Below are 25884 nucleotides of genomic sequence, written 5' to 3'. Positions count from 1 at the left end.
TTCCGAACCCGGAAGCTAAGCCCTCCAGCGCCGATGGTACTGCACTCGTGAGGGTGTGGGAGAGTAGGACGCCGCCGGACAATCTTTCAGAAAAGGCCACCCCCTTTCGGGGTGGCCTTTTCTGCGTCCCCCCGGATTGTCGATCGGCCTGGGTCCTGATGCCTCGGGGCTGCCCGATGACCGGTGAGGCCGTGCACGGGGATTCGACGCGCCGAAGCCAGCAAAGGTCACGCTCGATCCTGGTTGTAGTGGCCTCAGGACGTGCGGACACCACTACAACCAGGATCGAGCGCGACCTTGTGGCCAGGCCAGGCCAGGCGCCGGGCAGCAGGTCAGCGGTCTGGGCCCGCACCCGCGCCCCTCTCACTCCGCGATCTTGCACTTTCTGCGGCGACAAACCAGCTCAGAGTTCGCGTTGCGACGACCGAAAGTGCAAGATCGCGGCGGTTCAGGACCGGGTCTGGCGCCCAGGGCTAGGCTCGGCCCGTGGACGAGGTCCTGATATTTGTGGTGTTCGCGGGCTGCCTGGCGGCGGTCCTGGGCATCCTCTGGTGGCTCGCGTCCCGGGTCCGTCGTCGTGGCATCGGTGGCGAGGTCATGGGCCCGTTCGAGGAGATGTGGCACCCCGCGGCGCACCGGTTCCGCGCCGAGATCCGGGTGCAGGAGGCTCGCACGGTGCCGATGCCACCGCAGGGCGGCAAGCGGAATGAACACGGCCGCGACGCCGATGAGTTGACCTCGGAGCAGGCTCAGGAGGGCTTCGGACCGCAGACGTAGCGGGGCTCCGCGTCGTAGCGCCAGGTGAACTTCTCCCGCTTGACCACAGCGCCGGCCTTCTTGATGACCCGGAAGGCGTCCTGGGTGAAGCCGTTGATGCCATTGGTCTCGATGCAGGAGGGGCCGGGCGCCAGGTGGATCTGCTTCGGCGTCGTGATGTTGCGGCGCGGCCCGTACTCCGTCTTCACGCTGTCGTAGATCTTTATGCTCCAGATCGACACGGTGATCGAGCTGGACGTGTACGACGTGTCGATGAGCACCCCGTACTCGGTGTTGTTGCGGAATTTGAAGTCCAGGTTCGGCCAGAAGATTGTCGACTCGATGACCGCCGGGTACCTGTCGAACCAGTACGAGTGCGGCTTGTGCTCGACGTCCTCCAGGCCGGCGTAGTAGGTCGCGTTGAACAGCGTTGTGGTGAACTGCGAGGTGCCGCCGCCGACGCCCGGCACCAGCTTGCCGTCGAGGATCACCGGCGCGTCCCGGTAACCCTGGGCGTAGCCGCGTTCGCCGGTGTGACCGTTCAGCGAGAACGTCTTCCCGGGCAGCACGACAGTGCCGTCGACCTTCCTCGCGATGGTCGCGATGTTCTGGCTGCGCGACGAGGCCATGCCGCCGGTGAACCGGGTGGTGAAGGTGGACACCCGCTCCTTGATGCCCAGGCCGGCGAGCTTCTCCCCGGTCAGCTGCGGCGGCGTCGGCTTCAACTCGCCGGTCACCTCGCGGCCGTCCGCCTTCGGTAGCACGGCCAGCAGGTCCCGACTGAGGGCGCCCGAGTCCAGTTGCTGCCCGGACCGCCCTTCCTTGGCGGTGGGCCGGCCGCCGGAAATTGTCATCGTGGCGTCCTTCGGCGGCACCTCGATGGCGGTCAGCTTGTCGCCGAGAGCCGCCCTGAGCCGCTTGACGTCCACCGACGGGGTCAGCTTGCCGGTCTTGTCGGCGGCGAACCGCAGGCTCTTCGCGATCGCGGCGGGCGGGATCGTCACCTGGCCCTTGTTGGTACGCACTGTGACCGGCGCGGCGACCGCCGGCTTCGCCAGCTCGCTGACCAGCCGGTCCAACTCTTCCGGTGTGGTCGCCGGGTGGCTCTCCACCAGAGGCACGGTGACCGGGGTGGCTGCCAACCAGCCGGCCCGGACCACCTCGGCGGAGCGCTGCGGGTTCAAGGCCAGCCCAGGCTTGGGCTGTACGACCTTCGGCGTGGTGCCCTGATAGGTGATCGCCGGCATCGTCATGCCCTGGGCCTGGTTGCCGAGCACCTTACGGAGCGCGTCGTCCAACCGGCCCACGTCGACGGTCACCACCGGCTGGACCGTACGGGAGCCGACCAACCGGCTGACCGGGTGCGCCTCGGCCTCAGCGGCTGCGGCGACGGTCGCCGGCACGTCGACGGCCAGCCCCACGTCGGCAGGGTTGATCTCGGCGGTGCGCCCGTCGACGGTCACCTTCAACGGTGTGGCGAGTGTCGCGGCCCGCCGATCCAGCTCCGCCCGCAACTCCCGGTCGGCGTCCGCACGGCTCCGGCCACCCAGCTCGGTGCCGAGCACGCTGGTGCCACGGGGAACGTCACCGGCGTACGCCCACGCACCGGCACCCGCCACGACGGCCAGGACGCCACCGGTGATGCCGGCGGCGAGCAGCACCCGCACCCGACGCGGGCGGCGCCGGCCGCCATCCGGCTCGCCAGGAGCGGCTGTCGTGACCGGCGCAGGCCCATCGTCCGGCCAGGTGACCGCGGTGACCTGCACGGTGGGCCGGTCGTCGGCGGGTGGACTGTTTTCGCCGTACAGCGTCACTGCAACCTCGATCGCCAGGGTGCCGCGGGAGGTCCTCCCTCCCGGAGGCACCTACGGTAACCAATGCCCGGCCGTCGTCGTGGCTGCGCCCACCAGGCGCGGCTACCGCGTGTCGTTCGGCGTGTCGTGCCGGTCCGGGGGCGGTGGCGACGGCAGACCATCGACGTGGCACGGTGACCGGGTGATGAGCACTGCGGAGCGAGTGTTGGCGTACGGGGGCGGTTGGCTGGACCGGGCGGGCCCGTTGCGCACCGATTCGACGCGGTTGAGCGCGCTGCTCACCGATTCGACCACAGTGCTACTGCCGATGTGGCGGGACCGCTGTCTCGTCGACGGCCACGGACCGGTTCGGCTCAGCACGGAACGCGCGGCGCTGGTCCGATCCGCCGCCAGCGAGACCGTCTTCCTGGGGCTCGACGCGGAGGTAGCCGTGTTCGCCGCGGACCTCTCCGCACTCCCCGAGCAGGCCGCCGTCGAGATGGCCGGCGCGGTGCGGTCCGTCGACGTGCGGGCACTGGTCGGGCGACTCGAGCCCGGCGACGCGGCCACTCAGGCGTACGCCAGGGGTTTGCTGCACTGGCACCGGCAGCAGCGATTCTGCGGGACGTGCGGCGCCCCGGCCGTCGCCGACGGCGGCGGCCACGCGCGGACCTGCACCGGCGCGGAGTGCGGACGCCTGCTGTTCCCCCGGATCGAACCGGCGATCATCGTGTTGGTCGAGGCACCCGGTCGGTCGGGGCGCTGTCTGCTGGCCCGGCACGCGGGTGCGCCCGAGGACGCGTACTCGACGCTGGCCGGCTTCGTCGAGATCGGCGAGAGCCTGGAGGACGCGGTCCGTCGGGAGATGGCCGAGGAGGCAGGCGTGACCGTCACCGACGTTACCTACCAGGGGTCGCAGGCGTGGCCCTTCCCCGCCGGCCTGATGGTGGGCTTCCGGGCCACCGCCACCTCAGACGAGGTACGCGTCGACGGCGAGGAACTGCTCGAGGCGCGCTGGTTCACCCGGGCGGAGCTGCGGGACCGGGCGGCCTCGGGTCGTTCGCTGGGTCGGGTGGACGCGATCGACCATCGCCTCCTGACGGACTGGCTCGCGGAGAGTTAGTCGGGTCCACCACCGGTGCGGGAGCGGGGTGACGGGCCGCCACCGCCATCATCGCGGTGGTGAGCATCGCCGTGCCCAGGGCCGCGAGGAGAAGACCACTGACGGTGTGGGGTCGGAGGATCGCGGTGCCGGCCACCAAGCCGGCCACGCCCACCCACAGCGGTGCCGCCGCCCATCGTGCGCCGGTCGCGAGACGGTCGTTGAGCAGCACGAACGTCACCGCGTAGAGCGCACCGACCGCCGCGAAAACTGGCGCGTACCGGCCGAGGTGGTCGTAGTCGGGCCCACCGGCGAGCCGGAAGGCGAGCCCTCCGGCGAGTGTCGAGGCGAGGACCAGCACCGTGCCACAACCGCCCGTCACCGCGAGCGCAACCGTTCGGCTGCGCCGGTCGCCGCGGGCCAGCCGCGGTAGGGCGAGGACGGCGGCGACCTGCGGCGCCCAGAGTGCGCCCTTGCTCAGGACGGTCCCGACCGAGTACGCCCCGGCATCCGACGGGGACAGCAGTTGCCGGGCCAGCAGCAGGTCGGCGTAGGAGACGACGAGCATCGCCAGTGTCGCACCGCAGCCGGCAACGACCCGAGCGGCGCTCAGTCGTGGTGCGGTGGACGGTCGTCCAGGCTCGCGGGCGAGTCGGGCCAGCACCGCCGGGGCGAGCGCGGCGGTCAACGCGCCGATCGCCAGCGCGCCGGTCGGTCCCGCGCCGAGCAGCAACCCGGCGATCACGCCGCCGTAGCGGCCGGCGGCGAGCACTGCCATCCCGACGGCGAGTCGCACGAAACGCTGGCCACCCTGCAACTCCCCGAGGGACCGTGAGGAGAGCACGATCGCCGCGGTGGTGACCGCCAGCAGCGCTGGCATCTCGACCGGGAGATCCAGGGCGGCGACCAGCAGTGGTGTCGCCGCGACGAGGGTTCCCGCGCACACGGCGGCGGTGACCGCGGTGAGCCGCCGGGTGTCGGAGGATCCGTGCCGGGCGTGGTGCACGGCCACGGCCAGTTGCAGACCGAGCCCGGGCACACCGATGATGGCCACCAGACCGAGGGCGGCGGCGAGCGCACCGAGGTCGGCCGGGTCGAGCCGTCGGGCGGCCAGCACCGGCACCAGGTAGGCCAGGCCGTTGACGAGAACCCCTGCCAGGGTGACGCTGACGCCAGCAGCGCCGAGGCCAGTACTCCGTCCGCGTGTCAGCTCCGTCTGGGCAGTCGTCTCCCGACGGACAGGTCGTCGGGGGCTCACGTGATCTCGGAGAAGGTCGGAAGCTGCCCGTCGGCTGGCCCGGCCGACTGGCCCGGCCTCGCCGGCTCGTCCGCGTCGTGCTCGGCCGGCTCGCTGGCGTCCGGCTTGACCGGGTACGGCGTCGATCCCTCCGCGACCAGCGCAGCCGTCGCATCGACCGAGGTCCCGGCGGTTGGTGTAGGCCGGCGTACGGGCCGTCGTCGGGCGGCGGTGGAGAGCCAGAGGGCACCCAGGGCGAGGACGATCGTGAGTTGCACCAGCGCGTCGGTGTTGCGTCGAGTCGAGTCGAGGTAGAGCCACCCGGCGAGCAGGACGAGCGCGCCCGGGAGCCACGTCTCGACGGTCCGGCTGATCGTCCTCGCCCGACGTGGGTCGGCCGGCCAGGGCAGGCGGCGTGGGCCGGGCACCGCCAGCATGAATCCCGCCGCGACCAGCAGGCTGCCGATGAGGCCGCTCGACAGCACCAGCGCGGCGGCCCCGACGGCCAGCAGCGGCAGCGAACGGGTGACCCGGCGTCGGCCGCGCGGTACGGCGGTCGCCGGGGTTCGCCCGGTGGGCTGTCGAGCGGGCAGCACCGCGAGCAGGACCACCACCGCGAGCAGGACGCCGCCGAGGAGGAGCCCCGCCCGGTACGGGGTGTCCGGGGCGAAACGCAACAGCACCTCTCCGGAGGCGCCGGCGGGAAGGATCCAGCCCTGCTGCCACCCATCCACCACAAGTGGTCTCAGCGTCCGCCCGCCGAGTGTCGCCTGCCAGCCGGTGTTGGTGTTCTCCCGCACGGCGAGCACCCGGTCGACGGGGTGACTGGCCACCCGTACCCGTCGCTCGGTCGCTGCCCAGGATTCGATCTCGGTGGCGCTGGCGGTCGCCGAAGCCGTCGTGGGCGTCGTCCGTGGCACCAGGGCGACCCTGGTGGGCGAGGCCAGCTGGCTCGGGGTGGCGACGATGCGGTGCTCCCCGCGGCCCAGGTCGAGCTGCCGGGGCGTGGCCCGGCCGCACGGCGTCACCGGCATCTCGCGCATTTCCAGCAGGTCGCGGAGCGTGCCGCGCAGCGAGGTGGTCACCCGCGCCGCGCCGACCTGCAGCGTGGGACCCGATCCGCAGGCCAGCGACAGGGGCGTGTCGAGGCGCGGTCCGACGGTGGGCGCTCCGGGTAGCACTGTCACCTCGCCGACCGCGATGGGCAACTGCTCCGGCAACCGCAGCTTGTACGGGTCGGTGCTGGTGGCGGACGGCTTGTCGAGGAACTGGATGGTGATCTCGTCGGTGCGCATCGGCGGGTCCAGGCGGAGCAGCCCGTCGTCGCCGAGCAGGCTGCTGCGGAAGCCGTCGTCGCCGACCACCCGCACACTGCCCAGACGGGTGGCGGCCGTCTTCTCGTCGACCGAGAAGCGGAGCCCGGTGATGGTCTGCGGCTTGAGCCACTTGAGCCGCAGGATCGGCGCCTCGTCGTCGATCGCCGGTGACCAACTGGTGGCGGGGTTCCCGTCGAGCGCCGCGCCGGCCCGGCCGGTCGGGTCGGGCACGGCCGTCGAGGAGGCGCTGATCTGCGCCGCGAGGCGCAGCGGCTGCGCGTCGGTCACCAGCTTGTCGAGGGTGTTGTCCAGGTCGGGGCCGGCCGTCGGCCGCGCCCACAGCTTGGCGTCGTACGTGCCGGGTGCCGGCAGGGTCAGGGTCCGGTCGATGGTGGACGCGTCCTCGGAACCACGGATGGCGTCGGTGGAGCAGCGAGGCTGGCCGTCGACGGAGAAGCAGGCCGGCGTGGTGGGCGCCGCGGACACGACGACGGTCGCCGGACGCTCGGTGACCGGTGCAGCGGGAAGGACCAGGGTGCGGCTGGTCTGGATGCCCGGAATCTTGATCTCGGCGATGCCGACCGATCCGTTCCCGAACGGGCGCAGGTCGTACGCGCCGTCGACCGAGACCCGGACCTCGCGGGTGGCGTGGACGCCGGGCAGCTCGAACACCATGTGGTCGGCGAACTGTTCGATGGTGCTGCTCTCGTACCCGGCGCTGACGGTCACCGTCGTGGGTAGGGCGTCGGCCTTCAGGTCGAACCACACCTCGATGCGGGTGACAGTCGTCGGGTTGGCGAGGCCCACCTCGATCCACTGCCGGTCGCTGGACGAGTACGGCGCGGACTGCCAGGAGGTCGCCGAATTGCCGTCCATCGCCGCGTACGGCTGGTGCTCGGGGCGGGCGCCGCCGGGGGAGTCCACCTGCGAGCGGGCGGTGGAGGTCCGGATCGCGTCGATGCCCCCGAAACGGGCGACGGTGGACTGCTGTGCCCCCCACTCGGGCAGGTAGTCGTGTGCGGGTGCGGTGACCTCGAAGGTGTCGTCGGCGGTAAGCGTCTGGGAGGTGTTGTCGCGCAGTCCGCCGAACGACACGTCACGCCTGCGGAGCCCATCGGTCATCGCCACCGGCCCGGCCACGTCGGCGGTCGGCGCGTCGCCGGCCAGGACGGTGGGCGCCGAGCCGAGTTGCCCTGCCGCGGCGAGGTCGAGGAGGGATTCGGGGCCGCCCACCACTGTGGTCACGTCAGCTCGGTCGTAGGCGACCACCGGCTCGACGGGCCGGTCGACCCGGTAGACCTCCAGCGCCCGGACGGGCACGTCGAGCCCATGGTCGCGGAACTCGTCGGGGGACGAGGGCCCGCCGCGCAGGGGGCCGAAGGACGTGACGCGGGTCAACCCGGGTGAGCGCTCCAGCGCCTGACGGACCACCGCCGGGCGGGCCGTGTCGGAGCGGCCGTGGTCGAGGTCGGCCCGGAACAGGACGTGGCTGATCCCCGATCGGGCCAGCAGGTCCGCCAGGCCGGTCGACCCGGCGCCGGTGGCGAGCGTCGACTCGATCACGTCCAGCAGCCGGATCGTGGTCGGTGGGGTGAAGGGGATGGCGTTGCGTACCGCCCACCGGCTGTTCAGCAGCGGCTGGGTGATCTCGTCGGTGGTGCTGCCCCAGTCGTACGAGGGGAAGCGCGCCCCGGGTACGACGAGCACCCGCCCACGTCCCGTGTTCGCGTCGAGCCAGTCGGCGGCTTCGTGCCAGTAGCCGGGTACCTCCTTGACGCTGCCGGGGGTGGCGAGTCCGCCCGCGAGCGCGGGCGTGGCGACCGCCGTGACGGCGACGATGGCGGCACCGGCGGTCAGCCAGGCGCGTGCGACGGTTCGAGGACGGTGCCGCGCGGGCGCGGTGCGCGCAGCCCGAACGGCCAGGCCGATCAGGTGCGCCATGCCCAGGCACAGGGGTAGCCGGAGCAGGACGTCGAACTTGTGCACGTTGCGCAGGGGTGCGCCGACGCCGTCGAGGAACTCCCGCTGTGGCCCGGCGAGGATGTTCGGCAGGTCACCGACGTGCCCGAGACCGACGAGCGCGACGCCGAGCACCAGACCGGTGATGAGGAACCGGCGGTGCGGCATCCCGCGTCGGGACAGCCCGAGGACACCGAGGGCGGCGACCGCCAGGGTGGCGGCGACCAGTACCGCATCGTTGGCGAGTCGCGCCCCGGACGGAATGGTCGCCCCGAACGGGGAGGCCAGGTAGGCGACCCAGTAGGAGGCGCCGCGGAGCGTGGTCGCCGCGTCGGTGACGCTCGTGGTGTTTCGGGCGGTCTCGATGTAGTCCAGGAAGGGCGGGCTGTACCGCCCGAGGACCAGCAGCGGAACCAACCACCACGCGGTGGCCAGGGCCACCACGCCACACCAGGCGGCGATGGCGATGACGCGGCGGCGTACGGGTTGGAGGGTGGCGAGCCAGAGCAGGGCGAGTGGCACCACAGCGAAAACCGCAGTGGCGTTGACCCCACCGGCGCAGGCGACGGCGATGGCCGACGCGGCGACGGCGCGCCGCAGTCGCGTGCCGGCGGCGAGGCCGACAAGCGGAATGAGCACCCAGGGGGCGACGGCGCTGGGCCAGGCCTCCACCGAGGACCAGCCGAGCTGGGTGAGGATGCGGGGTGACAGCGCGAAGGCGACGCCGGCGATCATGCGCCCGGCGGGCGTCCCGATGCCGAGCCGGCCCGCGAGGCGTACGGCGCCCAGGTAGGCGACACAGAAGAGCAGTGCCCACCACAGCCGCTGCACCACCCACGGCGCGAGGCCGGCCTCCGATCCGAGCAGGAAGAACGGGCCCATCGGCCAGAGATAGCCGTACGCCTGGTTCTGTAGCTGGCCGAACGTGCCGGTGGGGTCCCACAGGTGCAGCGAGCGGAGCAGCCACCCGGCCGGGTTGACGTTCAGGTCGACCTTGGTGTCGGGCACGACCTGGCCCGGGACCTGCTGAAAGGCGAGGGCGGTGAGAGCGATGCAGATGACCAGGTGCCGAAACCGCCGGGCCGTGTGCCGGCTCCGGCTGGACCCCGGAGCGGCGCCACTGGCCACCTCTGCACGCATTTCGGCTCCTGTCTTCACCGGCCGGACGCGCACCTGCAGCCGACGACTGTCGCGCGACGTTATCCGGACCGGGCACGGACGGGCGACCAGGGGCGCTGCGGTGGCGTTATCGGGAGAACGGCCGTCCCCACGGCGTGTAAGCGTGTGGCAGGCTGCCGACCATGTCAATGCCAGAAGCTGAGGCCGAGACGCATCCGGAACGCGTCGCGTCCGATGGTGGCGGGCCGGGGCCGATCGGCCGATGGCTCCGCGCCGACCCGGTTCGCGCCGTGGCGATCGCCCTCATCGCCGTGTCCGTCGTGTGGCGCGCCGGCCTCGCTGCCCGTGGCTGGTTCTCGCAGGACGAGTTCGTCATCGCCGCCCAGGTTCTCGATACCGGGCTGGACGCGGACTATCTGCTGCGTACGTTCAACAACCACCTCATGCCCGGCGGCCTGTTGGTGGCGTGGGCGATGGTGCGGGCGGCGGGCTTCGCCACCTGGCCGTGGGTGTTGCTGCTGGCTGTCGGCCAGGCGGCGACCGGGATCGCTGTCTACCGGTTGCTGCGCGATCTCCTCCGGCCCGGCTGGGGCCTGCTCATCCCACTGTGCCTGTTCGTGTTCAGCCCGCTGACGCTTGAGGTCTCCTCGCTGTGGCTGGTCGGGCTGCTCGTGCTGCCGATGCAGTTGGCCCTGGTCATGGCGGTGGCTGCCCAGGTCCGGTACGTGCGGACCGGTCGCCTGCGGCACCTCGTGGCGGTCGCGCTCTGGTTGGTGTTCGGCCTACTCTTCGACACCAAGTCCCTGCTGATCGTGCCGCTGCTGTTCCTGCTGACCGTCTTCCTCTTCACGTCCGGTGGCATGTGGCGCAGCCTCGGGACGGCGATCCGCCGGCACTGGCCGGCCTGGCTGACGCTCAGCGTGCTGTCGGGGGCGTACCTGGCGCTCTACCTGACCCGTCCCTCCGGTGAACTGCGGGACCCGACCTCGGTCGGTCCGGTCCTCAACTTCCTCAGCGACCTGGTCGGCAAGACCATGGTGCCGGGTCTACTCGGAGGCCCCTGGCGCTGGAACTATGCCGGCGACGGTCCACCACTCGTCAACCCGTACGACATCGCCAAGTGGTTGTCCTGGGCGGTGCTGGCGACGCTCGTCGTGGTCACCGTCCGGCGGCGGCCGTCGGCTGGACGGGCCTGGCTGCTGCTCACCTCCTACCTCGGGCTGGTCGCCACGCTCTTCGCGGTCACCCGGCTCGGCGGCCCGCTCGGCCCACTGATCGGTGTCGTCCCCCGGTACGTCGCCGACGTGGTGCTGGTCGCCGCGATATGTGTCGGTGCGGCTCTGCTGGGGATCAGGGACACCGACGAGGACGAGGTGTCGACGTGGCCGGTGCCGACGGTCCTGCGGGAGCCGGGCGCCTTCGCGGTCGGCCTGGTCTCGATGATCGTCGTCCTGGCGACCATCGGCGTGGGCACCCTGTGGAGCACGGCCCGTTTCGGGGACAACTGGAGTACGAAGTACGGGCGGGACTATCTCGCGACGACGCAGGCCGAGCTCGCGGCCGCGCCGCCGGGCACCGTCTTCTTCGACACCGCCGTCCCGGACCGGGTCGTCGCCGGTTACTTCTGGCCGGACAATCTCCAGTCGCACTTCTTCCGCCCGGCCGAGCGCCGGCCCACCTTCGTGACGGAGGCCGCGCGGCCGTCGACGTTCGACGATCTCGGCCGGATCCGCCCGGTCGTGGTCCAGGGCCGGAAGATCGTGCCCGGCCCGGTGAACGGCTGCGGGCACCTGGCGGAGGGTGGCCGACCCACCCGGATCCCGTTGGACGGGTACCTGGTGGAGTGGCCGTACGTCGTGCACTTCGGCTACCTCAGCTCGGGTGACTCGACGGCCCTGTTCCGGCTCGGGGACGCCACGCGCGAGATCACTTTGCGACGCGGGCTGAACGACCTGTTCTTCCTGCTGGAGGGCGCGGGGGACGCCGTCGAGGTCACCGTACGGACGCCAGGGGTCGGGGTGTGCACCGAACTGATCACCGTCGGCCGGGCGGTGCCGGCGTCGTGAATGGTTGAGCCGACCGACGGCGTCGAGGCCGCACCGGTTCGGCGGGCGCGGGACACCCTGCCGCTGTACGCCGTCGCCGCGGCGGTCACGGTGCTGGTGCTGGCCCCGCTGGCGGCGCCCGGCTACGCCTTGCTGTACGACATGGTGTTCGTACCCCGGCAGCCGTTGACCTGGGATCTCGTCGCCCCGGCGCAGAGCCTGCCCCGGGCGGTGCCGATGGACGCGCTGGTCTCGCTGGTCACCCAACTCGTGCCGGGCTGGTTGGTGCAGCGACTGGCGCTCGCCGGGGCGGTCTTCCTCGCCGCGGTCGGCGCCGGCCGGTTGGTGCCGACCGACCGGCGCGCGGTCCGACTGTTCGCCGCGGTGGCGTACGCGTGGACGCCGTACCTCGCCGAGCGGTTGCTGATCGGGCAGTGGGGGCTGCTCCTCGCGTACGCTGCGCTGCCCTGGCTGGTGCGGGCGGCGCTGGACCTGCGGGCGGGGCGCGCCGGTGCGCTCGCCCGGGTGGTGCTCGCCGCCGCTCCCGCCGCGATCACGCCGACCGGCGGGTTGATCGCGCTGGGCACGGTGCTGGTGCTGACGTCGGACCGGATGCGCGCGCCCCGGTCGCTGCTTGTGTCGCAGCGGATGCATCCGCACCGGTCGCGGCAGGCGTTGGCAGCTGTCGGAGTGCTCAACGCCCCCTGGGTGGTCGCGGCCCTGGTCACCGGTGCCGGGGGTTCCTCGGACCCGGCGGGGGTGGCGGCGTTCGCGGCGCGTTCGGAGAACTGGGCCGGTCCGCTGGTGGCGCTGGCCGGCACCGGCGGCATCTGGAGCGCACAGGCCACCCCCGCCAGTCGCGCCGCGCCGCTGGTGCCGGTGGCGACAGTGGTGTTGTTGGTCCTGGCCGGTGTCGGTGCGGGCCTGCTGCGGCGGCGGCTGCCTCCGGGTGGCGCGGCGCGCCTGGCGGTGCTCGTCGGGATCGGTTGTCTTCTCGCCGCCGTCGGCGTGCTCCCCGGCGGGGATGCCGCGCTGCGCTGGGCGGTGGTGCACCTGCCGGGCGCGGGGCTGCTGCGAGATGGCCAGAAGTTCCTGGCTCCGTACGCGCTGCTGCTGGTGGTGTGCGCCGCGTTGGGGGCCGAGCGGCTGGTGGCCCGGGTCGACCGGGAGGTGGCCGGGGTGGTCCTGATCGGGCTGCTGTTCCTGCCGGTGGCCGTCCTGCCCGACCTCGCGTTCGGCGGTGCCGGTCGGCTTCGTCCGGTGAGCTATCCGGCCGAGTGGCAGCGGGTGGCGGAGCACATCGACGAGGAGCCGGGGGAGATCCTCGCCTTGCCGTTGAGCGCCTACCGCGCGTACCCGTGGAACCCCGGTCGGGTCGTCCTGGACCCGGCGCCCCGCTACCTGCCGGGAACGGTCCTGACCGACGACACGCTCCGGGTCGGCGACGTCGCCGTGGCCGGCGAGAACCCGCGCGTCCGCGAGATGCGCCGGGCGCTGGCCGAGGGGCGGCCCGTCTGGACCACCGGGGTGCGCTGGGTCCTGGTGCAGCACGAGATCTCCGGCGAGGTGGACTCTGAGGTGCTCGGCGGCCTGGTGACGGTCCACGACGGGCCGTTCCTGACGCTGTACCGCAACCCGGCGACCGTGCCGGAATCGGGCGGGTCAGGGCCGGCCCGACTGGCGGTGGTGGCGGCACTCGGAGCTGCCCTTCTGGTGGTCATCGCTGCCGCCGTTTCGGCACTACACCGGCGAGCTACCGCGTGGTAACGTCCGCTCGCACGTCTCGCCATTGGAGGATTGGCATGCGTAGAGCTCTGACCCTGGTCGTGTCTGGCCTGGTGGCGGCGTTGCTGGGGATCCTGGCTCTCGGCGGGATCTCGGCCGCCGCGACCGCCACCGACGAGGAGGCCGCAACCGAGGCCAAGCTCGTCTCGGAGGCGGCCAAGCGGGCCGGAAAGAAGGACCCGTACGCCCCCGCGGTTTACGGCGACAGGTAGGACGGCTCGCCCCGCTGCTGGACTGGGCGGGGCGACTCCACACCCTTGAGGATCGCCTCGAAGCGTCCACCCGCAGCCTGCCAGGTGAAGCTCGCCGCATGCTCCCGGGCCTGTGCGCCCATCTCCCGCCGCAGCTCATCCCGGTGCAGAAGCGTGCGCACCTTCATCAGGTAGTCGTCGATGTCGTCGGCCAGCAGGCCGGTACGCCCGTCGACGACCGCTTCGGCGACCCCGCCCGCTCCCCGGAACGCGACAGTGGGGGTGCCCGCCGAACCCGCCTCCACGATGGTGAGCCCCCAGCCCTCCTTGAGTGACGGGGTCAGGGCCACCCAGGCCGAGGCGAGCAGGGCGGCCTTCTCCTCCTCGGTCACGAAGCCTCGGAAGTCCACCCGCTCGGTGATGTCGAGTTCCGCGGCGAGTTCACGCAGGTGCGACTCCCACCAGCCCTGGCCGGCGACGACCAGACGTAGTTGGGGCAGTTCGTCGGCGAGGGCCGCGACGGCTCGCAGCGCCACCTCCACCCGCTTGTGTGGCACCAGTCGGTTCAGCGTCACGAGCAGCGGGAACGCCGCCCGTTCGGCGTCGGTGTGGGGCAGCGTCGGGGTGCCGTTGTGCACCACGGAGACCTGCTCCGGTGGCACACCGAGCACTGCCAACTCTCGGCGGGTCGCCTCGGAGACGGTGACGTACCGGCACCGCTGGTAGAGGCGTACGGCGAGCGACGACTCGATCCACCAGCCGAAGCGGGCCGCCCACCGTGGAAGCACCACCGGCCACTGCTCGCGGTGCACGTGGTGGATCAGCTTGACCACCGGGCGCCGGGCCCACAGCGGAGCGAGGAACGGCAAGCCGTTGCAGACGTCGACCAGGACATCGGGCCGACCGCCTCGACGGGCCGCCAGCGGGCCGATGCCGAGCGCGCCCGCGACATAACAGAGGGCCGCCCAGAGGTAGACGGTGTGTCGGCCACCGCGCCGCACCAGCCGTACGCCCGCCTCGTTGACCTCGTCGGCGGGAGCCTGGCTGTGGGCGGCGCAGAAGAGAGTGGCGCGGAAACCGCGCGCCACCAGCTCGGCGGCGATCCGTTCGACGTAGACCTCGGAACCGCCACCCTCGGGGTTGCGGGTGTCTCGCCAGTTGAGGAACAACACGTGTCCGGGCATGCCGAAGCGACGCTCCACGCGAACCCTACTCTCAAGTAATTTAGCGACCCGCGTCACACTAGGGGCTGCTGTGCCGGCCGGCAATGCCCCGATGGGCCAGCGCTGGGCGCTACCCGCCGACCGTTGGCACCGGCGTGCCGGCCGCGACGGTCGGAGGTGCGGTGGCCGGCGCGGCCACGTCGGTGGCGGGGGTCCCGGACGCCTGCCCACGCCCGGTTGGTCGACGTCGACGCTGCGAACCGAGCAGTTGCAGGGGTCGCTCGACGCCGTAGTAGCTGACCGTGGCGTACACCAGGCCGAAGGCCATGGTGAGGGCGAAGGTGTTGAGCAGCCCGCCGGAGAACAGCGGTCGGTCGTCGACCAGGTAGATGAGTTCGATGACCATGGGGTGCCACAGGAACAGTCCGTACGAGACCGCGCCGAGCCACCGGGCGGACGAGCTGCCGAAGATCTCCTTGGCCCGGCTCGGCCCGCCGAAGGCCACCGGGATCAGGATCAGCGCCGCGATCACCAGGTACAGGGCCAACTTGACGCCGAACTCGGCGGCCGTCGGCTCGGTGAGGTCGCGGGGGCCGGCGACGGGCGTCGTCGCGATCGCCATCAGGCCGACGGCGGCCGCCCAGCAGGTGACCGGAGCCGAGGCCAGGTCGTCCAGGACCCGGAAGGCCGCGGGTCCGGTCCCGGTGCGCAGCGCGACGTGCGCCGCCGCCAGTGCCATGCCCGCGCCGAACCAGGTGGCGTACGAGGGGAACCACATGGTGTGCAGGGCGGCATCGAGCCAGCCGAGCCCCATCAGCGTGAGCCACCCCGCGGTCAGTAGCGCACTCCCGCTGACGATCACGATGGTCCGGACCGGACGCCAGGACCGGCCGACGGCGAGCACCGCGACCAGCGGCAGGATCAGGTAGAACACGACCTCGGTGGCGAGGCTCCAGGTCTGGCTGAGCCCGGCGCGCAACTGCCCCGCCTGGTAGATCTGCGTGAAGGTGAGGTGGCGGATCCAATCGGCGACGGATGCCTGCCCGTTCTGCGGCAGGACGGTCAGGCAGACCACGATCGCCAACCAGTAGGCGGGCAGGATGCGCAGGGCCCGCCGCCACAGGTAGCGCTTGGCGCGGGGTCGGGCCCGGCCCGTCGCCGCGCTGAGGGCCCACGGCCGGAACAGCAGAAACCCGGACAGTACGAAGAAGATGGCCACGCCGACATCCAGCCGGGCCAGCCAGCCGCCCCAGGTGGTGTTCATGGTGACGGCGGTCTGGAACCCGACGTGGTGACCGACGACCGCCACCGCGCCGATTGCTCGCAGCGCGTCGAGGGCGGGAAGTCGGCCGGTTACCGAAGGCTCCGAAACTGTTGGCGCGGCGGCTGTGGACATCTGGACATCCAGGGGGTCGCTTTGAAGGTGACCGGGGAGTAACCTCCCGCCATGTTAAGGATCGGGTGCCCCGGACAACAGGTCGTAGGGCGGCAGGTTACAGGAGGATGAGTGAAGCTTCGCGTGGGCGCCGCGCTCTTCGGGCTTGGCGTCTTATTGCTGGTCTTCGCGGCCGGGCTGCCGTTCTATGTGGCCCCCGCCGTGACCAAGCTCCCCTACGATCTTGAGCCGACGACGTCCGTCGCGGAGGCGAAGAACGCCAGGTTCCTGAAGATCACGGCAACCGGGAGCTCGGTGAGCATCGAGGTTCCACAGGGCGATCTGGTGTCCAATGTCGAGGTCATTCCACAGCCCGACGACACCAAGGACCGGCTGCCCAAGGACCTCAAGGGCGACGCGGTGATCTGGGACGTCTACCAGACGGTTCGGCGCACCGACAACCAGGACGTGGTCAGCCAGTACAGCACCGAACTCGCTCTCTACCGGATCTCCGGTGCGGCCGCCTCGTGGAAGGACCAGTGGCTCAACGAGACCGGGGCGGACGGGACTCCGGTCGGCAACGTGAAGTACTCCGGCCAGATCTACAAGTTCCCGTTCGGCACCGCCAAGCGGGACTACCAGGTTTTCGACCGTGACCTGAAGCGGGCTGTCCCGGCCAAGTTCGTCGGCACCGAGAAGATCAAGGGTGTCGAGGCGTACCGCTTCGAGCAGCGGATCGAGAACGAGGTGCTGGCCACCCCGGAGAGCAGCATCCAGACGCTTGTGGGCAAGTTCGCCCCCGGCGCCACCAGCGGCCAGATCGTCTACAGCAACATTCGTACGCTCTGGGTCGACCCGGTCACCGGCTCCTACGTGAACGTGCGGGAGCAGCAGCACAAGGAGCTGCGCCCCAACACCGGCACCCCCACCGTGCTGCTGGACGCGGACTTCAACTACACCGACGACACGGTCAGCCGCAGTGTCGAGACGGTCAAGGAAAACCGCTTCAAGATCGGCCTGATCAGTTTCTGGGGCCCGATCGTCGCTGGTGTCCTCGGTCTGCTCGCGGTCGTGTTCGGTGTGTGGCTGGTGACCCGGCCCGAGGGCGGGATGGCCCGGCACCGCGCCGAGCCGGCGGTCGACGACCCGACGCCGACCCGGGTGGACCAGGAGCCGGTACGTGACGCGGAGACCGTCGAGCAGCCCAGGCCGCAGCCGGTCGGCGGGCCACTGACCGACGAGATCCCGCCGGCTTCGACGAACTGGAAGTCGGAGGAGCCGACGGTGCCGACCCAGCGTCCGGCACCGGGCGAGGTGGAGCAGCGCTGACGCGCGTACTACCGGATGTACGACTGAGGGGTGGACCGCGTCGCGGTCCACCCCTCAGTCATGGGTAACCCGTGTGACCTGGGTGCTTTACATTTGTTACTCGATTGTAATTAGTCAATGCGGCATCACTCTGAGCTGCCTGTCGGGTGGCCTTATGCCCGCCTTACTGCCATTTTGGAGGGTCACGGCGGTGGGCGCGTTGACGATCCGTGATGCCGTACCTCCGTCCGGTGGTCCGACTATTACCGCCAGGTAATCGGGGGGTTGTGAGCTGCGCCGCAACGGGTGCACCATCAAGCCCGATGGTTACCAGCCGGTAACAGATGACGGGCCCGGTGGGGCCGCCAGTTCGGGACCGGCCACTCGCGCGCATCGACCCGAGGAGGAACCCGTGCAGGATCGATTTGACAGTCAGGGTCGTACCCGATGGTGGCGGTTCGCCGCGATGATGGTGCCCGCCACGGCGGCCGCCGGCGCCATCCTCTTCGGAATGTCGACAGGCGCGATCGCGTCCGACATCACGGTCTCCGGGCAGACGTTCAAGATCGGCGCCGACCGCCTGGAGGGCGACGGCTTCAAGCAGTACGGCGGCATCGTCCGCGAGAAGGGCAAGGACGGAAAGTCCGGCCAGGTCCACCCGATCGCGCTCTCCGAGATCAGCAGCGCCGAGCTGTACAGCCTCTGCCAGTCCGTCCGCGCCGACCTGCCGGGCCTGCCGGTGGTGCTCACCATCAACGCCGGCGAGGGCAAGGAACCCGCCCGCGCCAAGGACCTGCTGATCGCGATGGACTCGTTGAACGGCAACGCGACCTTCACCAACATCAGGATCGGTCGGGACGCCACCGACCTGAACCCGACCGCGCAGGCCGGCTCCTTCGGCCAGAACTCCGACCACGTCACCATCACCAACCTGCAACAGGTGTCCCGCTACACCACGGCGGCAACGTTCAACCTGGTCGGCCTCCGACTCAAGGTCAACGTGGGTGACGACGCCAAGGGCAAGGAGTGCTTCTGAGGTGAGCCGCGGCCCGCGGTGGTCAGCACCGCGGGCCGGCCCACCTCTCGTCCCCGCTCGGCTCCCGTCCCCGCTCGGCCAGGAGGAGTACGTGACAACCGCGAACCCGTCCCACGCCCGGCCCGGTGGTCCGGCTCAGGCGTGGCGGCTCTTTCGCCGCTGGCAGCGCAGCCGACCGTTCTGGGGCGGCCTGCTCATCGTCCTGGCCGGGCTGGAGATGTTCGCCTCCACCCGGATGACCCTCAACGGACTCAGCTTCCACAGTGGCGCGACCGGCCTGCTCTCGCTGCTGATCCCGATCATCCTGGTGACCTGTGGCCTGCTGCTCTGGCTCACCCCGGCGCAGCGGCTATTCTACTCGGTCGTCGCGGCGGTCACCGCGGTGTACTCGCTGATCGGGCTCAACCTCGGCGGCTTCTTCGTCGGTCTGCTGCTCGGCATCATCGGCAGCGCGCTCGCCTTCGCCTGGACGCCGATCCGCCCCGCACCACCCGCCCAGCGACAGGCGGAGACCGAGCAGGACACCGTTGACCAGGGCACCGTTGACCAGGCCGGCGTCGAGCGCGCCGAGCCGGCGGGCCGGGCGTCCGACGAGGGGGTGCCGCCCGAGTCGCCGGGACGTTCCGCTGATCCGCGAGCTTTCGCCATCGCTCTCGTGGTTCTCGGCCTGGCGGCCGTCGGCCTGGCCGGCCAGCCCCGAGCGGTGCAGGCCGCGCCCAGCCGGCCGACCTCGAACGGCTGTCCCACTCCGTTCCGGCCGGTCACCCCGTCGCCCAGCCGCGGCGCGACCACGCCGACACCCACCCCGAGCCCGGAGCGGGACGGCAACGTGATCACCGACATCCTGGACGGAATCGGCGATCTGCTCGGCCTCGGAGGCGGCGAGGACCCCGCGCCCACGGCACACCCCACCGCCACGCCGGCAACCCGGCCGACCAGCACGGCGACCCCCCGCCCCGGCCCCGCCGACTGCCCGCCGCAGTCCCCGGGCAAGCCGACCCCCGGCAAGCCCGGCACGACGGCACCGGACAAGCCCGAAACGGCGCAGCCGGGCAAGCCCCTGCCGCGCATCGCAGCCGACCCGGCCCTGCCCACGGTGGCCCAGACGCCGTCGAAGCTCACCGGGTCGTCGGTGCGGATGACCGGGCTGCGGTTCGACGGGGTCACGGACCTGCACACAGTGGCGGGTGACCTGAAGGTGCTCAAGTTCAGCATGCGGGAGGCGGTGACCGCCGACTTCCTGCTACGCGCCGACGGCCCCGCAGGGCGCAACCAGCGGTACGCGACGAACCAGCTGACCGTCCGGGGAGACGTGGCCTTCTACGCGACCCGGTTCGTCGGTCGACTACTCGGCATCAAGATCACGTTGACCCCGGACCTGCCGCTACCGGACGGCATTCCGGTCACCTCGCCCATCCCGATCACGTTCACCGACCCCGCCATCGACCTGGCGTACGTCACCAGCGACACGCTGACCGCCCGCCCGGCGTTGGCGCTCACCCTCGGCTGAGCCCACCGGCGCGCGAGCGCGTGGCTGCGCGCGGCGACGGACTCGCCGTACCGTTGGCGCGCGCAGCCGTGTCGGCCCGGTCAGAGCCGGGCGAGCGTCCGGCGCAGCGGGTCGAGACCCAGCGCGCCCAGGTCCAACGCCTGCCGGTGGAACTCCCGCAGGTCGAAATCGGCGCCCTTGCGGGCCTTGGCGTCCTCGCGGGCCTGGAGCCAGATCCGCTCACCCACCTTGTACGACGGCGCCTGCCCCGGCCAACCCAGGTAGCGGTTCAGCTCGAAGCGCAGGTTCTCGTCCGGAACCCGGCAGTGCGCCCGCATGAACTCCCAGCCCAGCTCGGGCGTCCACCGCTCGCCCGGGTGGAAGCCGAAGGGATTGTCCTTCGGGATCTCCAACTCCAGGTGCATGCCGATGTCCACGATCACCCGTGCCGCGCGCATCGCCTGGCCGTCGAGCATGCCCAGCTTGTCGCCCGGATCCTCCAGGTAACCCAGCTCGTCCATCAGCCGCTCCGAGTAGAGCGCCCAGCCCTCGCCGTGCCCGGAGACCCAGCAGAGCAGCCGCTGCCAGCGGTTGAGCAGGTCGGCCCGGACGGCGGTCTGCGCCACCTGGAGATGGTGACCCGGCACGCCCTCGTGGTAGACCGTGGTCACCTCGCGCCAGGTGGAGAAGTCGCTGATGCCCTGCGGCACCGCCCACCACATCCGGCCCGGACGGGAGAAGTCCTCACTCGGGCCGGTGTAGTAGATGGCGCCGTCGCTGGTCGGGGCGAGGCAGCACTCGATGCGGCGGACCTGCTCCGGGATGTCGAAGTGGGTGCCGTGCAGCTCGGTGATCGCCTTGTCGGCCAGCGCCTGCATCCAGTCCCGGAACGCCTCCTTGCCCTGGATGGTCCGGGCGGGGTCGGCATCCAAGGTGGCCACGGCCTCGTCGACGGTGGCACCGGAGCCGGCGATGCGCCCCGCCACGACCCGCATCTCCGCCTCCAGGCGGGCCAGCTCCGCGAAGCCCCACGCGTACGTCTCGTCCAGGTCGATCTTGGCGCCGAGGAAGTACTGTGAGGCGAGCTCGTAGCGCTCCCGGCCGGCGGCCTGCTTGTCCCGCCCGTGCGGGGCCAGCTCGGTACGCAGGAACTGGCCGAACTCCGCGGTCGCCGCGGTCGCCGCCGCCGCACCCCGACGCAGCTCCGAGCCGAGCGTGCCCTCGGCCCCCAGCCGCTCGACCAGCCCGTGGAAGAAGTTGTCCCCGGTCGGGTCGACCCAGATGTCGCACTGCTTGGCCACCTCGACCAGCTGCACCTTCGAGCTGACCTCACCGGCGTTGAGCGCCTCACGCAGCGTGGTCTTGTAGCCCTCCAGTGCGGCGCCGAAGCCGTTGAGCCGGGCGGCGATGTTGGCCTGATCGTCGCTGGTCGCGGCGGGCATCAGGTCGAACACCATGCGGATCTCGTGCAGCCCGCTGGTGATCACGCTGACCTCGCTGGTCACCTCGCCGGCGTCGTACCGGGCGAGGTCCAGGCCGAGCCGTTCCTGCATGGCCTCCTTGGCGGTCCGTTCCGATTCGGTCTCCGGCTCGGTCACCTCCAGCCCCGCGAGGGTCCGGCGGGTGAGGTCCGCGCGCGCCGCGTAGCCGTCGGGCGAGAGATCGTCGAGCTGGTCGTCATGGCCGGCGATGCCGACGAAGGTCGCGCCGGTGGGGCTCAACGGCGCCCACTCGGCCACGTAGCGGTTGGCGAGTTCATCAATTCGTCCCACGCTGCGACCCTACGTGACCACCCCACCCCGTTGTCGTCGACGTTTGCCGTGTTGGACCTGCGGGTTCGAGCGCGGCGCGACGGGCGAAAGGCACGCGACTTTGTCGTACGGATGCGGCAGAGTGTCAGGGGTGACCACCGATACCACTCCTGACAGAGCGCCGGTCCGCGCCTGGCTGCCCGGCTTCGTCGCCCTCGCCGCGATCTGGGGTTCCAGCTTCCTCTTCATCAAGGTCGGGGTGGCCGAGCTGCACCCGGTTCAACTCACCCTCTACCGGGTCGTCGCCGGCGCGTTGACCTTGCTGGTGGTGCTCGCCGTGCTGCGCGACCGGCTGCCCCGCGAACCCCGGGTCTGGGCGCACCTGACCGTCGTCGCCGCCTTCGGCGTGGCCGTGCCGTTCACCCTCTTCGGTTACGGCGAGCAGCGGGTCGAGTCGATGCTGGCCGGCATCTTGAACGCCACCACGCCGTTGATCGTGCTGCCGCTGGCCGTGCTGGTCTTCCGCACCGAGCGGCTCACAGTGCGCCGTGCGATCGGGCTCGGGCTGGGCTTCGTCGGGGTGCTGGTGGTGCTCGGGGTCTGGGAGGGCATCGGCGGGGCGCACTTCACCGGGCAGCTCATGTGCTTCGGTGCGGCGGCCTGCTACGGCCTGGCCATCCCGTACCAGAAGCGGTTCGTCGCCGGCAGCGCGTACTCGGGTCTGTCGCTCTCCACGGCGCAACTGCTGCTCGCCGCCGCGCAGCTGGCCATCGTCACCCCCTTCGTCGCGGGCCTGCCGCCGCTGCCCACCGAGCTGTCGACGGGGGTGGTGGCAAGTGTGCTGACCCTCGGCGCGCTCGGCACCGGCCTCGCGTTCGTGATCAACATGCGCAACATCCGGCTGGCCGGCGCGAGCACCGCCTCCACAGTCACGTACCTGATCCCGATCTTCGCCGTGCTGATCGGTGCCGTGGCGCTCGACGAACGACTCAACTGGCACCAACCGGTCGGCGCGCTGATCGTGCTGCTGGGGGTCGCGGTCTCGCAGGGCATGTTCAGCCGCCGCCGGACCAGCCCGGTCGTCGGCGTCGGCGCACCCGCCATCCCCACCGCCGAACTCGCCCGTCGCTGACTGACCACCGCCGGGGGCTGGTCAGGGGCGGTGGTGCGTCCAGTCCACCAGTTGCTCAGCCGACCAGGTGTTGATCACACGGTCGGCGGGGACGCCGCAGAGGGCGGCGCGTTCGCAGCCGAAGCGTTGCCAGTCGAGTTGGCCGGGCGCGTGCGCATCCGTGTTGATGGCGAACCGGCAGCCGGCCTCCAGCGCCCGGCGGATCAGGCGCTTCGGGGGGTCCTGCCGCTCCGGCCGAGAGTTGATCTCGACGGCGGTGTCGTTCTCGGCGCAGGCGGCGAAGACGGCGTCCGCGTCGAAGTCGCTCTCCGCCCGGGTACGCGCGCGGTGCCCCCGATCGCCCGGACCGGTCACCCCGGCGGGGCGGGACGACACCATCCGGCCGGTGACGTGGCCGAGGATGTCCAGGTGCGGGTTGGCGACAGCCTTCAGCATGCGCCGGGTCATCTTCGACAGTTCGTCCTTCAGGCCGCTGTGCACCGACCCGACCACCACGTCGAGTCGCCCCAGCAGGTCGTCGTCCTGATCCAGGGATCCGTCGGCGAGGATGTCCACCTCGATCCCGGTGAGGATCCGGAAACCCTCGGGCAGCGCCGCGTTGACCTGCGCCACGTGGTCGAGTTGCCTGCGCAGCCGCTCCGCGGTCAGCCCCCGGGCCACCGTCAGCCGGGGCGAGTGGTCGGTCAGCACCAGGTACTCGTGGCCCAACTCCACAGCGGCCAACGCCATCTCCTCGATCGGCGAGCCGCCGTCGGACCAGTCCGAGTGGGTGTGACAGTCGCCGCGCAGGGCGGCGCGCAGCGCCGTGGCCTCGGCGCCCAGGTCGCTGCCCTCGGTCGCCACCAGCCGGCGGAGGTAGACCGGCTCCTCACCGGCGAGGGACTCCGCCACGCAGCGAGCCGTGACGTCACCGACCCCGGCCAGCTCGGTGAGCGTGCCGTTGCCGGCCCGTTCGGTCAGCTCGGCCGCAGACAGGCCGGCCAGCGCCTTCGCCGCCGACCGGAACGCGCGTACCCGGTAGGTGGCCTCGTTGGCGCGTTCCAGGAGGAACGCGATCCGGCGCAGATCGGCGATGGGATCTCTCGCGTCAACCATGATCAGGGCACCTTCGGGCAGCCGTGCTTACGTTGCCAGGCGGTGACCTCGGCGGCCGGCTCGCGATTGCCGCCGCGGCGCCAGGAGTCCAGGTAACGCGCCGGCCAGATCACCCCGCGCCGGATCCACCAGCCGTCCTTACCGGCGCACGCCGGTGAGATGCCGAAGTGCACGTGACAGACGTTGTTCGCGTTGCCGGTGCGGCCCACCTTGCCGAGCTGCTGCCCGGCGCGGACCCGCACCCCGGCGTCGACGCCGCTGGCCACGACGCTCAGGTGCGAGCCGTAGTAGCGCACCCCGTCGTCGCCGAGCAGGGAGACCGACAGGCCGCCGTTGTCCGGCCCCTGCGGCCCACGTTTGGAGTACCTGTCGACGCGGCTCACCTCCAGCACCGTCCCGTCGGTCACCGCCACGAACGGCTCGCCGCAGTCGGCGAAGAGGTCCGTCGCCGGGTACGCCCCGTGCGTCGGGTGGTAGTCGACGTCGTCGGCGCGTACCGGAAAGACGTGCTTCAGCCCGGTGCGGGGTGCCGTCGCCGACGGCCGGGCCGACGACGGCGCCGGGGGGCCCGGGTCGGTCGCCGTCGGCGTGGGCGACTGCGACGCCGGCTGGTCGGCGGTCGCCCAGACCGCCGGTGGCGTCGGCGCGGCGCCGTCGGGCACCCCCGGCCGGGTGGTCGCGCAGCCGGCGGCCAGCACCGGGGCGAGCAACAGCAGGATCGGGTACGCCGGACGAGCGCGGCGGCTGATCGTCGGCGAGGACATCCGGTCATCCTGGCAGAGCCGGTACCGTGGGTACGAGCGGCACGCGTGAGGGAGGGCAGCGACGGTGACCATTGCCCGACCCGAACCTGGCCCGGATTTCGGTGCCGTCCGCCCGATGCCGCGTACCCCGTCGGGTCTCTTCCCCTCCGGGCCACCGACCCGGCCCACCTACCGTGAACCGCACCCGATCACCGGCGGTGGTGTCGCTGCCGGCGGCGGCACGGCGGCCGGTTGGCTGCTGCTGTTCGGCCTGCTCGGCACCGACGTGGCCAGCTACGCGTGGTGGACGGTCATCGCCGGCCTGTTGGCCTGGGTCACCGCCCTGGTGTTGGTCCGCTACGGCGACCGAGGGGTGGCCACCGGGGTCGCCATCGTCACGGCGGGTGGCTGGAGCATCGCCGCCGCCGTGGTGGCGGTCCGCTGGGCCACCGGCGGTGACTGGCCGCTGTGGTGACCGGCACGGACAGGCCCCGAAAAGGCGCTCGTTGACTGCACCGTGTGCCCGGTTGGCTGCGTAGCGAACGCCGTCTTGACGTGGCCGCCCAGACTCGGCACGCTCGGGGCTATGGCCTGGACCACTCCCCGGCAGGATCCCGATCGCAGTCGCCGTCGACTGCAGTTGCTGGCGGAGTTGGCGGGCGCCCGGGCGGTCCGCCAGCGCAGCCGGCCGCAGCGGCAGCGCACCGAGCGTCTGCGCCAGCTCATCGCCACCCGCCGCCGAGTCGTCGGCTGATCCGACTTTGTCAGGAATGACAGGCCCTTCGGGGCGTTGACGGGTCGCCTGCCGACTCGACCGGCTAACGTGCACGCGTAACGAGTCGACGCTGTGTCGAGGGCTATTGGGGGGACCGTGTCGTACTTCGCTGCGGCCGTGGTGCGCGACGACAGTGGCTGGACCGCCGCCGAGGTCAGCCTGCGTGGCGCCACCGACATCGACGAGGTTGCCGACCGGCTGCGGGACGTCGACCTGGAGGCCGACGTGTCGCTGCTCTTCGTCGAGGCCGACGACGCGTACCTGGTGATCCTGCGCCTCGACGAGGGCGAGGACCTGCGGGTGTTCGGTTCGGACTCGGCGTACGCCGAGGAGTCGCAGCTCGGGTCGCTGCTGGTCGGTGACCTGAAGACCTCGGTCACCGGGCTCGACGGTGACGACGAGCCACGCCCGGTGAGCACCGGCGACGAGGAGAGCGAGCAGCCCGTCGTCGACCCGGAGGCCGACCCGGTCGGTGACGCCGACCTGCTGGCCAACCTGGGCATCTCCGCGCAGAAGCTGCTGACCCTGTGCACGCACGAGGGGATGATGCCGGCGGACGTCACCGCCGAGATCTGCCAGGTGCTCGGCTGCGCCGACGAGGTCGAGGAGCTGCGTGAGGTCTGAGCCGGCCGACGCCACCGATCCGTCTCTGGAGTCGATCCGGCCGGGACAGCCGACCCCCGGTGCGGTGCGCCGTGCCGGGCCCGGCGCCCA

The 25884-nt window shown here is 71.5% G+C and carries 19 protein-coding genes, 1 rRNA gene and 1 pseudogene; 13 read left to right on the top strand and 8 right to left on the bottom strand.

Annotated elements, in window-relative coordinates; all coding sequences use genetic code 11:
* Both rrf and KBX71_RS30755 read left to right on the top strand, forming a co-directional pair.
* Positions 1-80, top strand: a 5S ribosomal RNA gene (rrf, locus tag KBX71_RS30760); the annotation flags it as partial.
* 406 nt (positions 81-486) lie between these two features.
* On the top strand, positions 487-777 hold the full coding sequence (locus KBX71_RS30755) for a hypothetical protein (RefSeq protein ID WP_210821238.1): 291 nt from the start codon (positions 487-489) through the stop codon (positions 775-777).
* Here KBX71_RS30755 and KBX71_RS30750 read toward each other — a convergent pair.
* Positions 750-2570, bottom strand: a complete 1821-nt coding sequence (locus KBX71_RS30750; RefSeq protein ID WP_210821237.1) for a VanW family protein — start codon at positions 2568-2570, stop codon at positions 750-752. The two genes, KBX71_RS30755 and KBX71_RS30750, sit on opposite strands and share 28 nt — an antisense overlap.
* A gap of 184 nt (positions 2571-2754) precedes the next feature.
* On the opposite strand from KBX71_RS30750, the gene nudC reads away from it, so the two are divergent.
* Positions 2755-3672, top strand: coding sequence for an NAD(+) diphosphatase (gene nudC / locus KBX71_RS30745; RefSeq protein WP_210821236.1), 918 nt, complete (start codon positions 2755-2757; stop codon positions 3670-3672).
* Here the strand turns inward: nudC and KBX71_RS30740 are convergent.
* On the bottom strand, positions 3569-4909 hold the full coding sequence (locus KBX71_RS30740) for a lipopolysaccharide biosynthesis protein (protein WP_374102667.1): 1341 nt from the start codon (positions 4907-4909) through the stop codon (positions 3569-3571). The genes nudC and KBX71_RS30740 overlap by 104 nt on opposite strands.
* Positions 4906-9303, bottom strand: a complete 4398-nt coding sequence (locus KBX71_RS30735) for an alpha-(1->3)-arabinofuranosyltransferase (RefSeq protein ID WP_210821235.1) — start codon at positions 9301-9303, stop codon at positions 4906-4908. The genes KBX71_RS30740 and KBX71_RS30735 overlap by 4 nt, the downstream gene beginning before the upstream one ends.
* Before the next feature lie 167 nt (positions 9304-9470).
* Here KBX71_RS30735 and KBX71_RS30730 point away from each other — a divergent pair, with 167 nt between their 5' ends.
* The 3 genes from KBX71_RS30730 to KBX71_RS30720 are packed head-to-tail and all read left to right on the top strand — an operon-like array spanning position 9471 to position 13324.
* On the top strand, positions 9471-11348 hold the full coding sequence (locus tag KBX71_RS30730) for a hypothetical protein (RefSeq protein WP_374102668.1): 1878 nt from the start codon (positions 9471-9473) through the stop codon (positions 11346-11348).
* Positions 11349-13094 carry a hypothetical protein gene (locus tag KBX71_RS30725; protein WP_210821234.1) on the top strand — a complete coding sequence of 582 codons (1746 nt, stop codon included), beginning with the start codon at positions 11349-11351 and terminating at the stop codon, positions 13092-13094. It abuts the gene before it with no gap.
* Positions 13095-13129: 35 nt separating this feature from the next.
* Positions 13130-13324, top strand: coding sequence for a hypothetical protein (locus tag KBX71_RS30720; RefSeq protein WP_210821233.1), 195 nt, complete (start codon positions 13130-13132; stop codon positions 13322-13324).
* On the opposite strand, the gene KBX71_RS30715 is transcribed toward KBX71_RS30720, so the two are convergent.
* Positions 13309-14487, bottom strand: a complete 1179-nt coding sequence (locus KBX71_RS30715; protein ID WP_210821246.1) for a glycosyltransferase family 4 protein — start codon at positions 14485-14487, stop codon at positions 13309-13311. The genes KBX71_RS30720 and KBX71_RS30715 overlap by 16 nt on opposite strands.
* A 109-nt stretch (positions 14488-14596) precedes the next feature.
* A complete protein-coding gene (locus KBX71_RS30710; RefSeq protein WP_210821232.1) occupies positions 14597-15862 on the bottom strand; it encodes an acyltransferase in 1266 nt (421 codons plus the stop codon).
* 111 nt (positions 15863-15973) lie between these two features.
* Between KBX71_RS30710 and KBX71_RS30705 the strand changes: the two genes are divergently transcribed.
* From KBX71_RS30705 to KBX71_RS30695, 3 genes are all read left to right on the top strand, one after another.
* Entirely contained in the window at positions 15974-17170 is a 1197-nt protein-coding gene (locus KBX71_RS30705) for a DUF3068 domain-containing protein (RefSeq protein ID WP_210821231.1), read from the top strand.
* Between the two features lie 391 nt (positions 17171-17561).
* Positions 17562-18185, top strand: coding sequence for a DUF6230 family protein (locus tag KBX71_RS30700; protein ID WP_210821230.1), 624 nt, complete (start codon positions 17562-17564; stop codon positions 18183-18185).
* A gap of 91 nt (positions 18186-18276) precedes the next feature.
* Positions 18277-19695 (top strand): DUF6114 domain-containing protein, encoded by a 1419-nt coding sequence (locus KBX71_RS30695; protein ID WP_210821229.1) that lies wholly within the window; start codon positions 18277-18279, stop codon positions 19693-19695.
* A gap of 80 nt (positions 19696-19775) precedes the next feature.
* On the opposite strand, the gene KBX71_RS30690 is transcribed toward KBX71_RS30695, so the two are convergent.
* On the bottom strand, positions 19776-21446 hold the full coding sequence (locus tag KBX71_RS30690; RefSeq protein ID WP_210821228.1) for a DUF885 domain-containing protein: 1671 nt from the start codon (positions 21444-21446) through the stop codon (positions 19776-19778).
* A 130-nt stretch (positions 21447-21576) separates the two neighbouring features.
* On the opposite strand from KBX71_RS30690, the pseudogene KBX71_RS30685 reads away from it, so the two are divergent.
* A pseudogene (locus tag KBX71_RS30685) lies at positions 21577-22696 on the top strand (DMT family transporter); the annotation flags it as partial.
* Here the strand turns inward: KBX71_RS30685 and KBX71_RS30680 are convergent.
* Complete coding sequence (locus tag KBX71_RS30680; protein ID WP_210821226.1) at positions 22579-23652, bottom strand: PHP domain-containing protein; 1074 nt, start codon at positions 23650-23652, stop codon at positions 22579-22581. The pseudogene KBX71_RS30685 and the gene KBX71_RS30680 overlap by 118 nt on opposite strands.
* Before the next feature lie 2 nt (positions 23653-23654).
* Positions 23655-24416 (bottom strand): M23 family metallopeptidase, encoded by a 762-nt coding sequence (locus KBX71_RS30675; protein WP_210821225.1) that lies wholly within the window; start codon positions 24414-24416, stop codon positions 23655-23657.
* 115 nt (positions 24417-24531) lie between these two features.
* Between KBX71_RS30675 and KBX71_RS30670 the strand changes: the two genes are divergently transcribed.
* The 3 genes from KBX71_RS30670 to KBX71_RS30660 all read left to right on the top strand — a co-directional run bounded on the left by KBX71_RS30670 (position 24532) and on the right by KBX71_RS30660 (position 25794).
* Positions 24532-24870 carry a hypothetical protein gene (locus KBX71_RS30670; protein ID WP_210821245.1) on the top strand — a complete coding sequence of 113 codons (339 nt, stop codon included), beginning with the start codon at positions 24532-24534 and terminating at the stop codon, positions 24868-24870.
* 111 nt (positions 24871-24981) lie between these two features.
* Entirely contained in the window at positions 24982-25149 is a 168-nt protein-coding gene (locus tag KBX71_RS30665; RefSeq protein ID WP_167493094.1) for a hypothetical protein, read from the top strand.
* Positions 25150-25266: 117 nt separating this feature from the next.
* Complete coding sequence (locus KBX71_RS30660; protein WP_124821381.1) at positions 25267-25794, top strand: tRNA adenosine deaminase-associated protein; 528 nt, start codon at positions 25267-25269, stop codon at positions 25792-25794.
* Positions 25795-25884: the final 90 nt, after the last annotated feature.

The sequence above is a fragment of the Micromonospora sp. D93 genome, from assembly GCF_018070365.1.
In the GTDB taxonomy this organism is placed as follows: domain Bacteria; phylum Actinomycetota; class Actinomycetes; order Mycobacteriales; family Micromonosporaceae; genus Micromonospora; species Micromonospora ureilytica.
Note: the sequence above shows the minus strand (reverse complement) of the source record. Positions and strands in the feature narration are given on the sequence as shown.

Bases quoted from the DNA above. Each gene is read 5' to 3' on its own strand.
- nudC (WP_210821236.1), top strand. From the start codon at position 2,755: ATGAGCACTGCGGAGCGAGTGTTGGCGTACGGGGGCGGTTGGCTGGAC.
- KBX71_RS30735 (WP_210821235.1), bottom strand. From the start codon at position 9,303: ATGCGTGCAGAGGTGGCCAGTGGCGCCGCTCCGGGGTCCAGCCGGAGC.
- KBX71_RS30730 (WP_374102668.1), top strand. From the start codon at position 9,471: ATGCCAGAAGCTGAGGCCGAGACGCATCCGGAACGCGTCGCGTCCGAT.
- KBX71_RS30725 (WP_210821234.1), top strand. From the start codon at position 11,349: ATGGTTGAGCCGACCGACGGCGTCGAGGCCGCACCGGTTCGGCGGGCG.
- KBX71_RS30720 (WP_210821233.1), top strand. From the start codon at position 13,130: ATGCGTAGAGCTCTGACCCTGGTCGTGTCTGGCCTGGTGGCGGCGTTG.
- KBX71_RS30715 (WP_210821246.1), bottom strand. From the start codon at position 14,487: ATGCCCGGACACGTGTTGTTCCTCAACTGGCGAGACACCCGCAACCCC.
- KBX71_RS30710 (WP_210821232.1), bottom strand. From the start codon at position 15,862: ATGTCCACAGCCGCCGCGCCAACAGTTTCGGAGCCTTCGGTAACCGGC.
- KBX71_RS30680 (WP_210821226.1), bottom strand. From the start codon at position 23,652: ATGGTTGACGCGAGAGATCCCATCGCCGATCTGCGCCGGATCGCGTTC.
- KBX71_RS30675 (WP_210821225.1), bottom strand. From the start codon at position 24,416: ATGTCCTCGCCGACGATCAGCCGCCGCGCTCGTCCGGCGTACCCGATC.
- KBX71_RS30670 (WP_210821245.1), top strand. From the start codon at position 24,532: ATGCCGCGTACCCCGTCGGGTCTCTTCCCCTCCGGGCCACCGACCCGG.
- KBX71_RS30665 (WP_167493094.1), top strand. From the start codon at position 24,982: ATGGCCTGGACCACTCCCCGGCAGGATCCCGATCGCAGTCGCCGTCGA.